The organism is Haliscomenobacter sp., from assembly GCF_965225875.1.
In the GTDB taxonomy this organism is placed as follows: domain Bacteria; phylum Bacteroidota; class Bacteroidia; order Chitinophagales; family Saprospiraceae; genus Haliscomenobacter.
Window position 1 is genome coordinate 4411963 of sequence record NZ_CBDDBS010000002.1, and the last position, 16492, is coordinate 4428454.

Sequence of the window (16492 nt, forward strand, 5' to 3'; positions counted from 1 at the left end):
TACTGTTTAAACGATTGAAATATCCCTTGACATGTCCGAAAATATTGTGGAGTACCTATCCGTGCTCCTATCGAGTTCTTTCAAGTTCCTTTTTGGCCCCCTACAGGGTAAGGCCTATGGGTTACCCTGGTTGTTGACTGCTGCGCTCACTGCGGCAGGAATGATGTTGAGTGTAGTGGTGTTCACCTATTTCGGACAGTACCTCAAGCAGCGTTTTTTCAAAACCAAAAAAGTATTTACGGCGGCCAATCGGCGCAAAGTGACCCTTTGGCGCAGATACGGGATCATTGGCGTAGCACTGTTTACGCCGCTTTTGCTGACCCCGATTGGAGGCACCCTGGTAGCCAATGCCTTTGGTGAAAAGCGGGAAAAAATCTTTTTCTGGATGTCTATCTTTGCTACAATCTGGGGAATTTTAGTAACTTTGATGGTCTACGAGGCCGGCGATTTGTTGCAGGGCCTCCTTCACAGCCACAAACCATTGCCTTGAATATACTCGCTCTCTAAATCCAAACGTTCTCACGATTTTTAAACTTGTCTAAGCGCTAATAACGATTGCTCTGCAGTGCCTGCCACTGTGGATAGCCTAGCTTGTATTGGATCCTTATTCAAACATAAAACCTACCGATTCATGAAATTTGAAACTTTGCAATTGCACGCTGGCCAAGAAGTAGACCCAACTACGCGCTCACGTGCAGTACCCATCTATCAGACCACTTCCTACACATTTAAAGATTCTGAGCACGGTGCCAACTTATTCGGTTTGCGTGAGTTTGGCAATATTTATACCCGGATCATGAACCCTACTTCGGATGTGTTCGAAAAGCGGGTAGCAGCACTCGAAGGGGGGGCGATGGGCCTGGCGGTGGCTTCAGGTCATGCCGCCCAATTCATTGCGTTGAACAACATTTTGCAAGCTGGTGACAATTTTGTAACCTCCTCCAACTTGTATGGCGGCTCACACAACCAGTTCAAAGTATCTTTCAAACGCCTGGGCGTAGAAGCGCGCTTTGCGGCAGGTGAGAGTGTGGCTGATTACGAAAAACTCATCGACGGCAACACCAAGGCCTTGTACTGCGAAACAATTGGGAACCCCAGCTACAACATTCCCGATTTTGAAGGTTTGAGTGCACTAGCTAAAAAGCACGACCTGCCCTTGATCGTGGACAATACTTTTGGTGCCTGTGGCTATCTCTGCCGCCCAATCGAATGGGGTGCAGCAGTTGTGGTGGAATCAGCGACCAAGTGGATTGGCGGTCACGGTACCAGCATTGGTGGCGTGATTGTGGATGCCGGCAATTACAACTGGGGCAATGGCAAGTTCCCACAATTCACTGAACCTTCTGAAGGGTACCATGGATTGGTGTTTTGGGATGTTTTTGGGGATAAAGGCCCCTTTGGCAACATTGCTTTTGCCATTCGTTGCCGGGTAGAAGGATTGCGCGACTGGGGTCCTGCACTGAGCCCGTTCAATTCCTTCTTGTTCCTCCAAGGTTTGGAGACTCTTTCCTTGCGGGTTGATCGCACCTGTGAAAATGCACAGGCCCTGGCCGAATGGTTGGAAGCCCATCCACAGGTGGAAAAAGTATGGTACCCAGGCTTGAAGAGCCACGAAAGCCACGATCGGGCTAAAAAATACCTGAAGAACGGTTTCGGCGGGGTATTGAGTTTCACGCTAAAAGGTGGGAAAGAAAAGGCCACTAAATTTGTGGACAGCCTCACCCTGACCAGTCACCTGGCCAACGTGGGTGACTCTAAAACCTTGATCATTCAACCTTCTGCAACCACCCACTCTCAATTGGATGAGACGGAGCAAGCAGCAGCGGGAGTATTGCCTAATTTGTTGCGCATTTCCTTGGGCATTGAACATATTGATGACATCAAGGCGGATCTGGAACAGGGATTTGCTGCGGTTAAATGATTTGATAAATAATTGTTTAAAAGCCTTTTGGTAAACATCTTGCCAAAAGGCTTTTTTTATATAGGTACTGGAATTATTTTTGGAAAGATGTTGTTTTGTTTTTAAGCCTCCTGAAAAATAAATTTATCTTTGAGCCACAAAACAACATTATGCTACGAACCTCAATTCTCTCACTAAGCCTATTCCTGGTACTTACCTCCACTTGGGCTCAACAAGCAGCCACACCCTCCATCGAAATCATTGAACAAGCTGGCACCGGAGTACTGCGCATCCAAGCCGATGGGCAGGGCAAAAACCGTGAAATGGCCGAAGAAGATGTCCGCCAAAGGGTTTTGGAACGCCTGCTTTACGATGGGATTGCACATCCCCAAATCACGGCTGTTCGCCTACCCATGATCCCGGATCGCTCCAAACTTACGGAGGTACAACTAGCCGCACTCAAAGACGTTTTAAAGCCTGAAAATACCAAGCGGTATTACACGGAGGTGCTTTGGGTAGAACAACGGCCAACCCGCACCAGCGAAGGCACCAAACTCCAACTATTTAACGTGACCATCAATTACGACCTGTTCCGACGCGAACTGGAAACCCGGGGCATCCTCCGGAAATTTGGTTACCGTTAATTCTCTTCCTGTTTAGTTTGACGCAAAAAATTACTTCCCGATTTTTTTAGAGGCTTTTGAATAGGAAGCTCACTTGAAATGAAGCGTTCGACTTCCTATTCAAAACCCAAATCGGGAACTTAATTTTTCTGCGTTACTTAATTTAATCCTAACAATGAAACAACTAATCTGGCTTTTGAGCCTGTGCTGCCTGGTGCAGTTGCATGGCCAAAATGCGGCGGATGGCACTACCACTGCCCCAAAAAATGCCATTGTGCAACCCACCATCATGGTCATCCCATTTACCCGCGACAAAGAAGATGTACGTAAGGTACTGGACATGGATGGCGATCGCCGTTTGGCCATTGCAAAAATCAAGGAAGCTTTTGACACCCGGGGTTTTTCAACCATTGACTTCGTGGCCAAGCTGAAAGAAACCGAGACGCGCCAGGCTTTTACGAGTGAAAACCTGACGGACATCAAAACCCAGATCATTGAATTCAGTGGCGCAGAAATCTACATTGAGGTAGACGTGCAAAAACAATACAGCGGTACGGGCAACAGTGTCAACGTGATTCTCGCGGGTTACGACGCTTCCACGGGTACCTCCCTGGTGAATAAAGTGGCCATGAGTGAAAAATTTAACACCACGGACTTTGGGCGGCTCATCAATCGGGCAGTAGATGCAACCATGGAAGATTTCCTGAATGTGCTCCAGGCAAAATTTACGGACATTGTTGAAAATGGCCGACTGGTTGCCATCGAGTTTAATATTGCAGCGGATACGGATTTGCGGATGAGCACTGAAATTCCTGGTCAGTCCATGGCTTTGTCGGATGTCCTCGAAATATGGATGGAAGAAAAAGCACTCAAGGGCAATTACCACGTGCAAGGCATCAGTGATGTAAAAATGATTTTTGACCAGGTAAGGGTTGCCTTCCGGGATAAAAATGGGAACAACATCTCCACCAGTAAATTCTCGCTTGAAGTGTTGCGCTTCTGCATCTCCCTACAAAAGCCGGGAAATGCGGGCAAAGTACAGGTGAAAAAAGACGTAAAAGGCAATACTATTATCATCACCCTATCCTAAAACTAAATACCATGAAAAATACCTTTTTGATCCTGATCTGTGCCTTGGGCATGGCTTTGGGCAATGCAGTCGCACAGGAACAACAATTGTTGCTTGGCCTGAGCGAGGTACAAGTTTCGGGGGGTAGCGTAACTTCCGCCCAAAAAACGGCAGTACAAGGTAAAATGCGGACCTTGCTGGCTTCAACCGGGTTTTCGGCAGAAGCACTACAAGTGCCTGTAATTGTGCAGCCAGAACTACAATTGCTGGAGCCTCGTGCCGTTGAAACGGGCACCAAAACGCTCTACATCATTGATGCCAACCTGATCCTAACGGTCAAACAACGCGAGGGCAACCCCGTTTTTGGCGCACACGCCCGGCGCTTTTCAGGCTCAGGTACCAGCAGCGCGTTGGCCATGAGCAACCTGATTACTGCCTTGCCAATGCAAGACGCCAAGTTCAGCACCTTCGTTAGCGAGATGAAGTCGGAAATCATGCAATACTATGGCACCCAATGCCAAAACCTCATTGCCGAAAGCAATCGTTTGGTAGAAACGGGTCAATACGCCAAAGCCTACGGCCTTTTGTCCAATATCCCCATTGAGTCGGCTTGTAGCAGCACCGCCAGTGCAGCTTTAAAAGCGGTGTACCAAAAGCAACGGGACGCCATTTGTACCTATTATTTGTTGCAGGCAAAAAGTAGTGCAGCCGCCAAGCAGTACGATCAAACCCTACAATACCTGAAAAAAATTGACGGAGATGCTCCTTGTGCCAAAGAAGCTTTTGCACTGGCCGAATCCTTAAAAGAGGCAGTGGATGCAGATGTCAAGGCCAATCTGGATGCTTTAAAAGAGTATTACAAAGCCCGGGCCAGCCAAAACAACTGGAACATCAACGTAATGAAAGATTATTTTCTTCACGCTTCGAAGTAACAAAACATGGTCTTGATGAAGTCTTTGCTGAGTGGATTGCTCTTGTGCTGCGCCCTCAGCCAAATTGCCGCTCAAGCTGGAAAAGATAAAATTTCCATCGCGGTAGTGGATTTTTACCTCCCCTCAGTGGATAAATTTAATGCCAAAATAAAGGAAGATTACAAGGATAACCCTTATCGGCGTTGGGGGGCAGAAGGTGCATATTTTCGCAACCGTTTGAATGGGGTGCCTGAATACGCCACGGAAGTTTTTGGCAACGACAGCCGCTTCATCCTGCTCGACCGCAAATCCAGCGCCTTAGTGACCAAGGAACGCGAATTGCAAAAAAACGAAGATTTCCTGGAGGGTTACGTAGTAGCCCAAGGCAAGAGTATCGGGGCTCAATACCTGTTGTCTGGTAATTTTGACCTGGATGCCGTAACCTTTACCCTCACTCTCTACTCGGTAGCCGATAATGCGGTGGTAGGTTCCGAAACGGGCAACATCAAGGAAAGTTTGACTTACACGGGCAAAGTACGCGAAGACATTGTCAATATCGCCCAGCGCCTGAGTCAAAAAATGTTTCCCAACCACATCAAAGTGGTAGAAATTGTCGAGCTCAAAAAGGACAAAGCCCAATCCTTACTCATCGCCGCAGGCATCAACAAGGGCCTGAAACTAAAACAAGCCGTTGACATCTTCATCATCGAAGAAAAAGTGGTGGATGGTGAAAAATCCATTTACAACCGCACGGTAGCCAAAGCGGAGGTACAAAAAATTGAAGGCCCTAATTTTTCCATTGTTTCATTGAAAGATGGGGAGGAAGAGGTCAAAAAGCTGATTGATGGCGGGCGGAAATTGTACTGTCTGCCTGCGGTGAATTAATCTTTTATCAGTATATCTACCAACCATGAAAAAATTATACACTCTAGTTTTGACGCTTATTTCTATGTCTGCTTTTGCTCAGGAAACGAAGCAAATGCAAGTGCTTAAATGGATTCAAACTGACGAAACTCTTTTAAGTGTTGAACTGGAAAAAGTAGCGAACTCCATTATAACTCGATTCAACCAATCGAAAATTGCCCAGATCAGCAGCAACAAAATACCTAGTAATCTTCCCCCGAATTACTTGCTGGAAATGAAGCCAAGCACTTCTGCTGCGGAGGGTTTTGCTTTCCGCAAAGTGGTGGACAGCACTCAAACTATCTGGTTTGATTATACAGCGATTAGCCGCTCCAGTGTCGGACTTTTGGTTACCAACATCAGTAATGGTACCCTTCATTCCAACTACAATTTAAATGGAGAGGCAAGCGTAGACCAAGAGTTTACCCTGCGGTTCCAGGACTTGGGATGGAATAAGGGTACTGCAATGACGGATAGTTTGAAAAAACAGATTACCTCCAAGGCCAAAATTTTGCTTGGTTCAAAATTTGGCCCTGTGCGGGCAAAGGCTTTCGATGCCATGCTGGTTAATATAGGGGTTTACGCAGCTAATCTTCCTTTCCAGATATTCCCCTTTCGAATGCCGTTTAAAGAAGTCCTAACGACGAAAAAAGATCGGGCAGTTTTAGTGGCTATTTCAGGTTTGATTGAGCTGGGTTTCCCTTTAGAAAGAGGGGTCGTCATCTACGAAATCCTTGAACGTAAGGTAGATGGAATCACCTATGAACAGGCAAAATACCTGGGCACCGCCATTCACCAGATCAATAAAAAAACCAAAGCTGCTGAGTTTGAAGTGAGCAAAGGTGGAGAAGAAATTCTGAGTGCACTAAATAGTGGGAAACAGCTTTGGTATGCTCCCTTCTCTCCATTTGTAAAAAATAAATACCCGGATGCAAGGCCTGGCATTGCCTTACAAATGGCAGCCGCAGACTTGACGCCCCGGCAATGGTCTGACTTGTATTATAAATTACGGGTAAGTAGTTTGGCCGTAAGAGGAGGGTACAATCCTATTGTGGATCGAGGAAAAAATGCCCTCATCCAGAAGGAAAGAGAAATACAAAAAGGAGACGCTTACATTGATAAGGCTAACATTGAACAATTCAAAGCAGTGGGTGCTGGCTATATCATAGACATCCAATTTATCAGTTTTAAAGATGTGTTTGATCAAAGTACACACATTTTTAGATTTGAGGTGAAATATGTTATACGACTGATTCAGGTAGAAACCAGTGAGGTGTTGGCTGAAGTGTCCAGTACATTTGACCAAAGTTGGTCTCACCCTATGGCCGCTTTTAGCGACCGCAAAGACGCCCAGGAATACATGCAAATGAGCGCTGCTGGCAATAATTACAAACCTGTTTTACGGACCATCGGACTAAATTACCTTAGCTTCAATTTGCGGGAAGTCTTTAATCGGGCTCTCCCCCTCAAAATAGATGTACTTGAAATAATCGAAGAAAAAAAGGACAAAGCGGAGCGTATTTTAGTGGCTGGCAACTTCAATGCCAAGGTCAAGGATGACGATTACTACATCTGTAGAAAAAAACTGACCCAGGTGGGAGGTGAAGAACTGATTCGCATTGAGCAAATCGGAGTGGGGGATATTGATGGCACTGTGGGTACAGGGATGGCCATTATCAAGCTTAAAAAAGGCGAAAAAGAAGTTTTTCAGGCCATGAAGGCAGGGGAAAAATTGTACTGCTTTGACAAGCCTGAATGGTTTATCGATGGACAGTATACTCAACAATTGAAAAGAGCCGGTTTTTAAACATTTATTTCTCAAATGGTTTCTTATAATCTAATTTCATGCGCAATACTTCTACGCTATACCTAATTTTGTTGTTTGCCTTCGTATTGCACCAAGCAAGTTTGTCGGCACAATCGGGTTCTCCTTTTGTATTAAGACTCGTAGCACAAAAAGACCCTGCTGCTGGAGCAACTGATCCTAAATATGGCCGCATCAACAACAGGGTTGTCCAAAGCATCAACAAAACGAAGAGAGCACACGTCAACTTCGGCGGATCTACATCGGAATCTGCTGCTGCCTATTTGTTGGAAATCGCACCTTCTTATAAACTGGGTAACTACAGCTTTATTTACAAAAAACATGTCGATTCTATCGAAACCGTGACCTTTGCTTACAGTACCAGTTACACGATGGATGCCACGCTCATGGTAACGGACATCAGCAAGGGCAGCTTGAAATCGTACCACACTTTGGAAGCTGAATCTACGGGGGGTAAATCCTACGACCTTTCTTATAAATCATTGGGTTTGAAAAAGGGGCTTCGGATGACGGATAGTTTGCAAAAAGTTGTGGTTAGTAAAGCCCTTCCGCAAGTACAAGGTGGTTTTTTAGCCGTACAGGAAGGGGTATTTCATGATGCTTTAAACCAACTGGGCGACAAGGCCGAGGACGCTCCCTTTTATCTATTTCCAGTCAAACTTCCCATTGGCTCGATGGTAGATTCCAAAAAAGATAAAGTGGAAAAGGTAAGTTTACCTGGCTTGGCGGCCTTAGGTTTGGACGCAAACAAACCCATTGTGGCTTATGAAATAGTAGAGCGTAAGGTGGGTAAAACTATCCATGAGCAGTACAAAATCCTGGCTACTTTGTCCAACAAATCCAGTGAAAAGGCAGGTGAAGTTTGTAAGGTGGATAATGGTGAAAAAACGCTGTTTGCTGCCATGCAAAGTGGTACTAAAATCTGGTGTTCTCCTTTTGTCCCTACCGTAAGCAATCGTTACGAAGAAGAAATTCCGGGTATTGCCCTGTTGTTCATTGCGCCTAAAATCAGCAGAGAAGAATGGGAAAAATGTTACATCAAATTGCGAACCGACTTTATCCGTGCTCGAGGTACCTATTATCCTTTGATTGACCGCACCCGGCTCGATTTGATGCAAAGAGAAAAAAACCTGCAAAAAGCTGATGCATTTGTCGATAAAGCCGCCATTCAACAATTCAAATCAATTGGTGCAGGGTACCTTTTAGAGGTTAAGCTAAACGACATGCTGATTGATTATAGCCCGGTACAAAAAGCCTACAAGTTTAAAGCAGATTTTGTTACCCGTTTGATCCATGTCAGCACCAGTGAAGTACTTGCTGAAGTAGCTAATACTTTTGCCGACGACTGGAGTGTCCCTTCCACTATGACGATAACGCCAGATGAACACGATTTACAATACCGAGCCATTGCCGCGGCTCCTGATTATAAGGTAGCAATTCAACGTTTTGGCTTGGAAAATTTTGCCTTCAACTTACGCGAGGTACTCAACCGCGCCATCCCACAGAAAATTGAAGTCCTGGAATTACTTGAAGAAAAAAAGGAAAATGCGGAGAGCCTTTTGATCGCTGGTAATTTCAATGCCAGTGCCAGACACGATGACTTTTTCATTTGCCGCAAAAAAACGGTAGATGTAGATGGGGAGCAATTGGTACGTATGGAGCAACTGGGTATTGTGTCCATCAAATCTGCAACGGGCGACGGCTTGGCCATCACCAAAGTCAAAAAAGGTGAAAAAGAGATTTATAAGGCCATTAAAGCTGGTGATAAACTCTTTTGTATTGACAAACCCGAATGGTTCATCGATGGGCAATACACCCGACAGCTTAAAGCCGCCGGTTTTTAAATCTCCATAAATTACTCCAAATGGATCGCCCTCAATTGAGCAGATTTGTCTGCTTTTGCGTCTTGATGCTAGCCATCAATACCTGGGTATCGGCGCAGCAGCCCAAACCAAGTTATGTGCTCAAGTACCTGCCAGGCAATGAAGCCAATGAGCGCGATCCGTTTTTGCAGCGGATACCTAAAAATATAATCGAAGCGCTGCACAACCTGGATGAGGTGGATGTAATCAGCCCTTATACCTCATCAAGTTATCCTGCCCAGTATTATCTGGAGCTCAACCCTTCCTATTTGCATTACATCTGGAAAGAAGGCACTTATCATTTTGTTGGGATTAAGCCAGATCAATGGATGTGTTTCGAATACAGAGCAAATTACAGCCCTAAAGTTATCTTGACTTTGGGGAGTATTGCCACCGGCCAGGTCTTGAGCGTATATGAATTAAAAACCATGAGCGTCTTACCTGCTCGTGGAATCTGCCTCAAATACGATGAGGTGGGCTACCAAGAAGGGCTACCACTTGAACCTGCTGATCAACAGAAATATTTACAAAAAGTACTTCCAGCTCTTCGTAAAACGCTGCCCAAAGTACTCATGCCCGCAGAAGAGATTTTGAGAAAGGAGTTTAACTGGGCAGTCAAGGATGTATTGTATCATTTCTTCCCCACTCGAAATCAGGTAATTGGCATAAAATCGATGAGTCGGGATTCAATAGCACTTGATATTCAAGGCATCCAGGCTTTAAACTTGCGCCATTACCAAGCGCTTTTTGTCTATACGCTGAAACAATTCAACCATAGCGAAAATAGTTATGAGCGGATTGAACCACTGGAGAGTTGGTTGCTGGCCTCAAAAAGGGAGTTTTTTCGTGTGGCTTTTTTACCAAAACAGAGAAAAACATCCAGGAAGCGCTCAGTCAAAACCAGACGGTGTGGTGTTCTCCAGCCCAACTAAAATACGTTTCAACCAGAAAGGAGCGCCCGCCTTCAATTGCTTTCAACATTCGCACTTCAGGAATTGCCATAGAGCCAAATGTATTGAATCAGCTCTATCAAAGATTAAGAACTGAAGCGCTGAATGTACGAGGGAAGCAGTTGATTGTATTGGATAGAGAAAAAATCCCCGGCATAAAATGGCAACAAAACGAAAACAAGTCCAATTTCTACCTGGACAAACCTTTCGTCGAACAATTCAAATCCATTGGAGCACGCTACATTCTTGACATTGAGATTCAAACGGCAGATGTGGGTAATTTCTTTTTTACGTCTAAATTTGTCCCTCGTTTGATTGATGTCGAAACCGGCGAAATCCTTGCAGAAAGCATCAGTGAACACGAGAACTGGTGGTCAAATATAAAAACACCAGGTATTACTTACTCCGAATACCTCGCTATTGTTCAGCATAAGCCCGAAGATCGCCCCGATTATGTAAGAGGACTGGGATTCAGCTACTATAAATTCAACCTTCGCGAAGTCCTTAATCGTTCAATTCCTTCCAAAATTCAAGTCACTGAACTTACTGAAATTGAAAAAGAAAAAGCCCAGCAGGTTTTTATCAACGGGAATTTTAATGAAAAAACCCTCAACGATGACTACCATGTTTGTGTCCAAAAAGAAGTGGTTGTAGATGGGGCTATGGAAACCCGCTGGGAGCAAATTGGCCGCATTTCCATCAAAAGTCCAGTAGGGGATGGCCTGGCCCTGGCTAAAGTCAAACAAGGCGAGAAAGAGATTTATGCAGCTTTCCAGAAAGGTGAAAAATTGTATTGCTTTGATCGGCCTGAATGGTTGATTGATCGCTTTTATACCCGGCAGTTGAAAAAAGCGGGGTTTTAAATGAGTATAAACTTGTCAAAAATGAATGGTTCTGTGATGCGTAGATTTTGTGCCTTATGGGTATTGCTGTTCCTGATGCATGGGCTGGTTTTTTCCCAGTACTTGCGGCCCAAATACGTCGTAGCTCGCTTTATGAGTGCGGAGGAAGCCTACGAAGACGATCTGTTTTTGGAGAAAATCTCTACTATCGCTTCTGCTAGCTTAAATAAAGCCAGGGAAATAGAGGTGTATGAACGTAATTTTGTTCGAAGATACCCTGTGCAATATTTCCTAAAAGTCATTGCATCAAACAAGTACTACATCTGGAAAGGATCATTTCATTATTCTCATATAGACCCTCAAAAGGAGATAATGTATTTTCAATACCAGATGAATTACGCACCCAAAACTGATTTGATTTTAGGAAACGTTAGCACTGGAGCCATCACCAATTTTTACCGGATTCAAACGCAAAGTGTTTTTCCAGCAGAAACCATTGGTGTGCCTTACGCTGATGTTGGTTATAAAAAAGGGATGCCCCTCGAAAAAGAAGATCAAAAAAAATACATTGAAGCGGCTAAGATATCACTTCGTGTACATCTTCGAATGAATACCATGGCTGCCGAAGATGTCGCGTGGAAAGAGCTGCTAAATGCTACTTATTATGCACAATTTCATTTATTCCCCATGCGCGCACAAGTGCTCAGTTTTTCTCCAGTAGGGAAAGAAGGAGCAACGGCTAGCATCCCCGGGTTAGATGATTATCATTTTTCCCCATACCATACTTTCTATGTCTATCTGCTGAAAGAACATAAAGATGAAACGGGTACTTTTGAAAGAATCGAACTGTTAGAAACGCTAGTGACCAGTGGAAAAAAAGATTCTTTTATAAGAAACAAGCCCAATCATAAAATTGAAGAAGCATTGCAAAAAGGAGAAACAGTTTGGTGCTCACCGCTTAAACTGCAATACACCTCGGTTCCAAAAGAAGCTCCTCCAACGATTGCTGTAAATTTACATGCGCCTGGCTATAACATTGAACCTATGACAATGGCCATATTATCTACCCGCTTGAATATGGATGTGCTCAATGTGCGTGGAAAATATTTAACCCTGCTGGATCGAAACAGTAGATATGCCATTAAATGGACGCAAAGGGACAACAAAGCTGATGCTAAAATCCAAATAGACCAGCAATCCGTTGCTCAATTCAAATCGCTGGGATGCCGTTATATCCTGGATGCCGAAATTAAAACCCTGCGGTACTCGTTTTATATGAGTGATTATATTTTTTATGCGGATTATATTCTGCGTTTGATTGATGCTGAAACGGGTGAAGTAGTCAGTGAAGTAGTCAATAATTACTCAAAGAGTTGGTGGCATATCAAACTGAGCACAGCTCCTATTGATGGTGCTGAATTTGATATGATCCAAGCTGCTCCCAAAGATAGAGACAAAGAAAAAATCATTTTTGACCTGGGCTTGAAGTATATGGAATTCAATATCCGGGAAGTCATTAATAAAGCACTACCTGCCAAAATAAGGGTGAACGAAATTACCGAAGCGCAGAAGGGCAAAGCTAAACAACTGTTTATTAGTGGCAATTTTAATGAACAGATAACAAAAGACGATTATCACGTGTGTATTCAAAAAGAGGTAGAGGTTGACGGGAAAATGGAAACCCGCTGGGAGCAAATTGGTCGAATTGACATTGCCAGCGCCGTAGGCGACGGTCTCGCCCTGGCCAGAGTCAAAAAAGGGGAAGAAGAAATCTACGCTGCCTTCCAAAAAGGAGAAAAACTCTACTGCTTCGACCGTCCCGAATGGCTCATTGATGGCAACTACAAATGGCAACTCAAAAAAGCCGGATTTTAGGCATTTGTTTGCTATTTTACAAAAACATAACGCGATGCAGACGATTCTTTTAATTAAAACACATACATTTGTTTCATACGCTACAATTAACATCAGGATCCATAGAAAGATGCCATCTCCTCAGCATTCCTTGTTCTAGGATATTTAATTGAGCCTATCTTTTTAGCCGTGAATTAAGGTTTTGAGCGATCACAAAGATTAGTTTTTGCAAAGATGAAATTGCTTTACACAAAACGACAACAGCGTGTAACGACTACACGCCCGTTTGATCATTCTTTGCATGAATCAATTATTTTTCTAAAACTCAATTGTGTTTCCAGCCATGAAAAACCTCTTTTTTCTCTTATTTCTATTAGCTTGGTCAAGCTATGCCTTTGCTCAAACGACGACCTCTGGTTGTGGCTTTGAACCTGATGCGGTAAGAGCCCAATGGATGAATCGCCAAAATACATCTTGGCTCAACCGAGTTGCTCTGGGCTCCTGGTCCTATACATCGGGCAACAACAAGGGCTTCGTGCTCCGCGAGAACAGTGGGCTTTCCCTTGCTGCTGACACTACCTATAACTTGCAACTAGAACCTGGTGGTATTCTACGGGTTCGAGACTCCTTACTTTGGCAAATTTGGGTAGACCTCAACCGCGACCAGGATTTTGAGGACGCCAACGAACGCGTTTATCTAGGAAAAAGTACTCCCCGCATTGTTCACAAAGGGCGTTTTACACTACCCACAAAAGTAAGCCCAGGAGTTAGTCGGATGCGTATCATCTATTCTTTGAATAGTTGGGCGCAGGGGCCATGTGACACTTCGCCGTATGTGGTTGAAGCGGAAGATTACATCATCAATTTACAATCCTCACAAACTTGTAAACTACCTGACTCTAATTTTATTCAGGTTGAAATCAGCGGAAATTCTACCCTTTTGTTTAAGTACACGGATACCAGCCAATTTGATCAAACTTACACCTGGCGTTATCGGGAAAAGGGCACAACTACTTGGGTAAACCTACCGGTAGGACAATCCGCAGCCTTAATTTCAGAACTTGGAGTAGACTACGAAGTGGCGGGACAAGGAATATGTACCAATGATACGAGTGAATGGTCAAAAAATAAAACTTTCCTTTGGCCTTGCTCTGCTGTAGATAGCAGTGAAATTACCATCAGAGAGGTCAACATACAATTTGCTTCCATTCATTGTACGGCTTCCAGCGCAGAAGGCTACCGCTGGCGCTATCGAGCACTCGGTCAAAGCAATTGGCTACAGGAAATTTTCACCTTGCCTGGTGATGTATTATTTGAGCAATTGAGCCCTGCAAAAACTTATGAGTTTCAAGTGCAGCGTTATTGTTCTGATCTTGTCAGTACTTATTCTGAAAGTCAATTTTTTACCACCCCACCTTTGCCTGTGGTAACGGACTGTGGTTTGTCGCCAACGCAACTTAGCATTCAAGAACTTGGCGCTGGGCGCGTGGAGTTGAAGCATGCCTTTGGAGGCAGGCCGTTTTTCTGGGCTTATCGACCATATAATCAATTGGAATGGGAAGTTCAATTCACCTCTACTTCCAATAGGGTTGAGATAGATAGTTTGATTCCCGGTCAAGCCTACATCTTTGGTACTCGGATAAGTTGTGGGGTAGGGGATACCATTGACTGGGTTTACTTGACCTATTACCCTTCCTGTACAAACCCCGTGGCAACAAATATCCGCGTCAGTGCTCAGGGAGACGACGGAGCCGTTTTGGAGTGCAACAATTACAATTTCCTTACTTACCAATGGCGTTACCGGATTGATGGATCAAACGATAACTGGAACTATGCTACTGGAAATCGCACTGTGCTCACTCAATTGGCTGAACAATTCTACGAAGTTCAGGTGCAAGGATTTTGCCAACAAAGTGGCAGTTGGACGCCCTGGTCTAATTCTCACCTTTTTCGTATCGGCAAATGTAAATTGCCAGCTTCATTGAGCTTTGTTCCTAAGTTCACCCAGGCAGGTGCAGTAGAGGTATCACTGGAAAGCAAAACAACGGACTGGAAAATAAATCATTTTAAGTGGAGTTATCGAGAAAATGCACGCGCAACGTGGACTGATAACATCATTACACAAGACCCCGTGCTCAGTGTGAGTGGACTTATTCCAGGGCAAATCTACGAATTCAAAGTAGAAGCTACCTGTATTGCGTCTTCACCCAGCACCTTGGTGCACGTGCAATACATTTTACTGCCCAAAGCTTGTTTTACCCCTACTGTGGATCGAATCAAGGTAGAACGAATTACCCAGAATTCTGCTTATATTTATCTGGACTACGGATTGTATATTCCATTTGATATCCTTTATCGGGTAAGAGGTAGCCAAACCGACTTCGAAACCTTCCCCTTTGTGAACGATATTCCCAACTTTCCGTATCTCACTCCTGGAACGGAGTACGAAGTTGTGCTTCGAATTAAATGCGATGGGGACAGCACCGTACAAACTGCACCCGTTTACTTTAAGACCAAAAATTGCGAAATTCCCTACGCTGGGGCAATCGCGTTTGATGAAATCGGATTGGATTTTGTAGAAGCTCACCTGGAGTCTCATAACTATCACCCTCCTGTAGACGCGGTGAATTATGAGTGGAAATACAAATTGAAAAGTGCCGCTACCTGGGAATCGGCGCTTGCTGATACCCAAGACAAACTTTATTTAGGTGCTCTGCAACCCGAATCGGATTACGATTTAAAAGCTGTTTTGCATTGCCCTAATGCTTATGCAGATAGCATAGCGTTTGTTGCGAGTTTTAAAACCACCTTGGACAAATGCTCCAGTATCGAGTCAAGTAAAAATGCTGTGATCTATCCCTATGTGCCAGAGCAAGAAGAATACAATATTTCTTGTAGGTTACCAGACGATTATTACTTCTCGGTGAGATCTTGGACGCGAATTAAGGGGGTGGATAATTATTATTGGGAGTTTTCCCTTTCAGACTCATTGCAGTGTGCTTGGGTGATTGTCGTACCAGAAAACACTCCCGACTATACAGTATACTTCCAAACCAGAATACTCTGCCCAAGTGGCAATTACAGCCCTTGGTCAGATACCATTAGATTGGATTTTAGGAAAAATCAATTTAACGAAATGCTGGCTGGAAAACTTGTTGAGTTACAAAGCGAAGAAACGGCTAAACGTGCAAAGATTTTGCTCTCGCCTAACCCCACCCAAGGACAATTCAAAGTTGTATTGCCCAACGTGAAATCTACAGCACAGAATCACCTGCTTGAAATTTTTAACTTGTCGGGCCAGAAAGTATACAGCAAAAAACTCGAGGGCCCGGAAGCTAACATTGACCTGACTGGACAAGCTGCTGGTTTGTATTTCTTGAAGGCAAATGTGGGCAATCAGGTATTTATGGAACGAATCCTTTTGCAAAAGCATTAAATGTCATTGAGGTTGCAAAGAAGAAAAAGCAAGGCATGGAGATCCGCTTTTTTCTTCTTTGCAGCCCTCATTCTTACAAATCAAAAAAAGATATGTTTTTGCACTATTCCAGCCAATTTGCCAATTTTTTACATTTTAATAACCTTGTGTATCCGATTATTAACAAATTTAATATTACTTTTACCAGTGAATGATTACTCATCAAATTACACTGAAAGGCTCCTACTCAGTACAAGCGATAATTCGACATTTTTTTAACAAAAAATATCCTGGGTGTAGGTACAACACACCCATTCAATATGCTTTTGCATCATTAA

At 44.0% G+C, this 16492-nt stretch carries 12 protein-coding genes; all 12 read left to right on the forward strand.

Annotation, left to right across the window (positions count from 1 at the left end; all coding sequences use genetic code 11):
• Positions 1–31: 31 nt before the first annotated feature.
• The 12 genes from ACO08K_RS19960 to ACO08K_RS20015 all read left to right on the forward strand — a co-directional run bounded on the left by ACO08K_RS19960 (position 32) and on the right by ACO08K_RS20015 (position 16175).
• Positions 32–490, forward strand: a complete 459-nt coding sequence (locus tag ACO08K_RS19960) for a small multi-drug export protein (protein ID WP_421798182.1) — start codon at positions 32–34, stop codon at positions 488–490.
• A 141-nt stretch (positions 491–631) separates the two neighbouring features.
• Positions 632–1921 carry an O-acetylhomoserine aminocarboxypropyltransferase/cysteine synthase family protein gene (locus tag ACO08K_RS19965; RefSeq protein WP_421798183.1) on the forward strand — a complete coding sequence of 430 codons (1290 nt, stop codon included), beginning with the start codon at positions 632–634 and terminating at the stop codon, positions 1919–1921.
• Positions 1922–2070: 149 nt separating this feature from the next.
• Positions 2071–2544, forward strand: a complete 474-nt coding sequence (locus ACO08K_RS19970; protein WP_421798184.1) for a hypothetical protein — start codon at positions 2071–2073, stop codon at positions 2542–2544.
• 154 nt (positions 2545–2698) lie between these two features.
• The gene (locus tag ACO08K_RS19975) at positions 2699–3613 is read left to right on the forward strand and encodes a DUF6175 family protein (RefSeq protein WP_421798185.1); all 915 of its coding nucleotides are present in this window, start codon (positions 2699–2701) and stop codon (positions 3611–3613) included.
• A gap of 11 nt (positions 3614–3624) precedes the next feature.
• Positions 3625–4524, forward strand: coding sequence for a hypothetical protein (locus tag ACO08K_RS19980; RefSeq protein ID WP_421798186.1), 900 nt, complete (start codon positions 3625–3627; stop codon positions 4522–4524).
• 15 nt (positions 4525–4539) lie between these two features.
• Positions 4540–5388 carry a hypothetical protein gene (locus tag ACO08K_RS19985; protein ID WP_421798187.1) on the forward strand — a complete coding sequence of 283 codons (849 nt, stop codon included), beginning with the start codon at positions 4540–4542 and terminating at the stop codon, positions 5386–5388.
• A 25-nt stretch (positions 5389–5413) separates the two neighbouring features.
• Positions 5414–7213, forward strand: a complete 1800-nt coding sequence (locus tag ACO08K_RS19990) for a hypothetical protein (RefSeq protein WP_421798188.1) — start codon at positions 5414–5416, stop codon at positions 7211–7213.
• Positions 7214–7251: 38 nt separating this feature from the next.
• Complete coding sequence (locus tag ACO08K_RS19995; RefSeq protein WP_421798189.1) at positions 7252–9075, forward strand: hypothetical protein; 1824 nt, start codon at positions 7252–7254, stop codon at positions 9073–9075.
• Between the two features lie 20 nt (positions 9076–9095).
• On the forward strand, positions 9096–10025 hold the full coding sequence (locus ACO08K_RS20000; RefSeq protein ID WP_421798190.1) for a hypothetical protein: 930 nt from the start codon (positions 9096–9098) through the stop codon (positions 10023–10025).
• Positions 10026–10108: 83 nt separating this feature from the next.
• On the forward strand, positions 10109–10906 hold the full coding sequence (locus ACO08K_RS20005) for a hypothetical protein (RefSeq protein ID WP_421798191.1): 798 nt from the start codon (positions 10109–10111) through the stop codon (positions 10904–10906).
• Positions 10907–10927: 21 nt separating this feature from the next.
• On the forward strand, positions 10928–12760 hold the full coding sequence (locus ACO08K_RS20010) for a hypothetical protein (RefSeq protein WP_421798192.1): 1833 nt from the start codon (positions 10928–10930) through the stop codon (positions 12758–12760).
• Positions 12761–13082: 322 nt separating this feature from the next.
• On the forward strand, positions 13083–16175 hold the full coding sequence (locus ACO08K_RS20015; protein ID WP_421798193.1) for a GEVED domain-containing protein: 3093 nt from the start codon (positions 13083–13085) through the stop codon (positions 16173–16175).
• Positions 16176–16492: the final 317 nt, after the last annotated feature.

What these genes read in the sequence shown, in the direction of transcription:
- ACO08K_RS19960 (WP_421798182.1), top strand. Translation starts at nt 32, where the DNA reads ATGTCCGAAAATATTGTGGAGTACCTATCCGTGCTCCTATCGAGTTCT.
- ACO08K_RS19965 (WP_421798183.1), top strand. Translation starts at nt 632, where the DNA reads ATGAAATTTGAAACTTTGCAATTGCACGCTGGCCAAGAAGTAGACCCA.
- ACO08K_RS19970 (WP_421798184.1), top strand. Translation starts at nt 2,071, where the DNA reads ATGCTACGAACCTCAATTCTCTCACTAAGCCTATTCCTGGTACTTACC.
- ACO08K_RS19975 (WP_421798185.1), top strand. Translation starts at nt 2,699, where the DNA reads ATGAAACAACTAATCTGGCTTTTGAGCCTGTGCTGCCTGGTGCAGTTG.
- ACO08K_RS19980 (WP_421798186.1), top strand. Translation starts at nt 3,625, where the DNA reads ATGAAAAATACCTTTTTGATCCTGATCTGTGCCTTGGGCATGGCTTTG.
- ACO08K_RS19985 (WP_421798187.1), top strand. Translation starts at nt 4,540, where the DNA reads ATGAAGTCTTTGCTGAGTGGATTGCTCTTGTGCTGCGCCCTCAGCCAA.
- ACO08K_RS19990 (WP_421798188.1), top strand. Translation starts at nt 5,414, where the DNA reads ATGAAAAAATTATACACTCTAGTTTTGACGCTTATTTCTATGTCTGCT.
- ACO08K_RS19995 (WP_421798189.1), top strand. Translation starts at nt 7,252, where the DNA reads ATGCGCAATACTTCTACGCTATACCTAATTTTGTTGTTTGCCTTCGTA.
- ACO08K_RS20000 (WP_421798190.1), top strand. Translation starts at nt 9,096, where the DNA reads ATGGATCGCCCTCAATTGAGCAGATTTGTCTGCTTTTGCGTCTTGATG.
- ACO08K_RS20010 (WP_421798192.1), top strand. Translation starts at nt 10,928, where the DNA reads ATGAATGGTTCTGTGATGCGTAGATTTTGTGCCTTATGGGTATTGCTG.
- ACO08K_RS20015 (WP_421798193.1), top strand. Translation starts at nt 13,083, where the DNA reads ATGAAAAACCTCTTTTTTCTCTTATTTCTATTAGCTTGGTCAAGCTAT.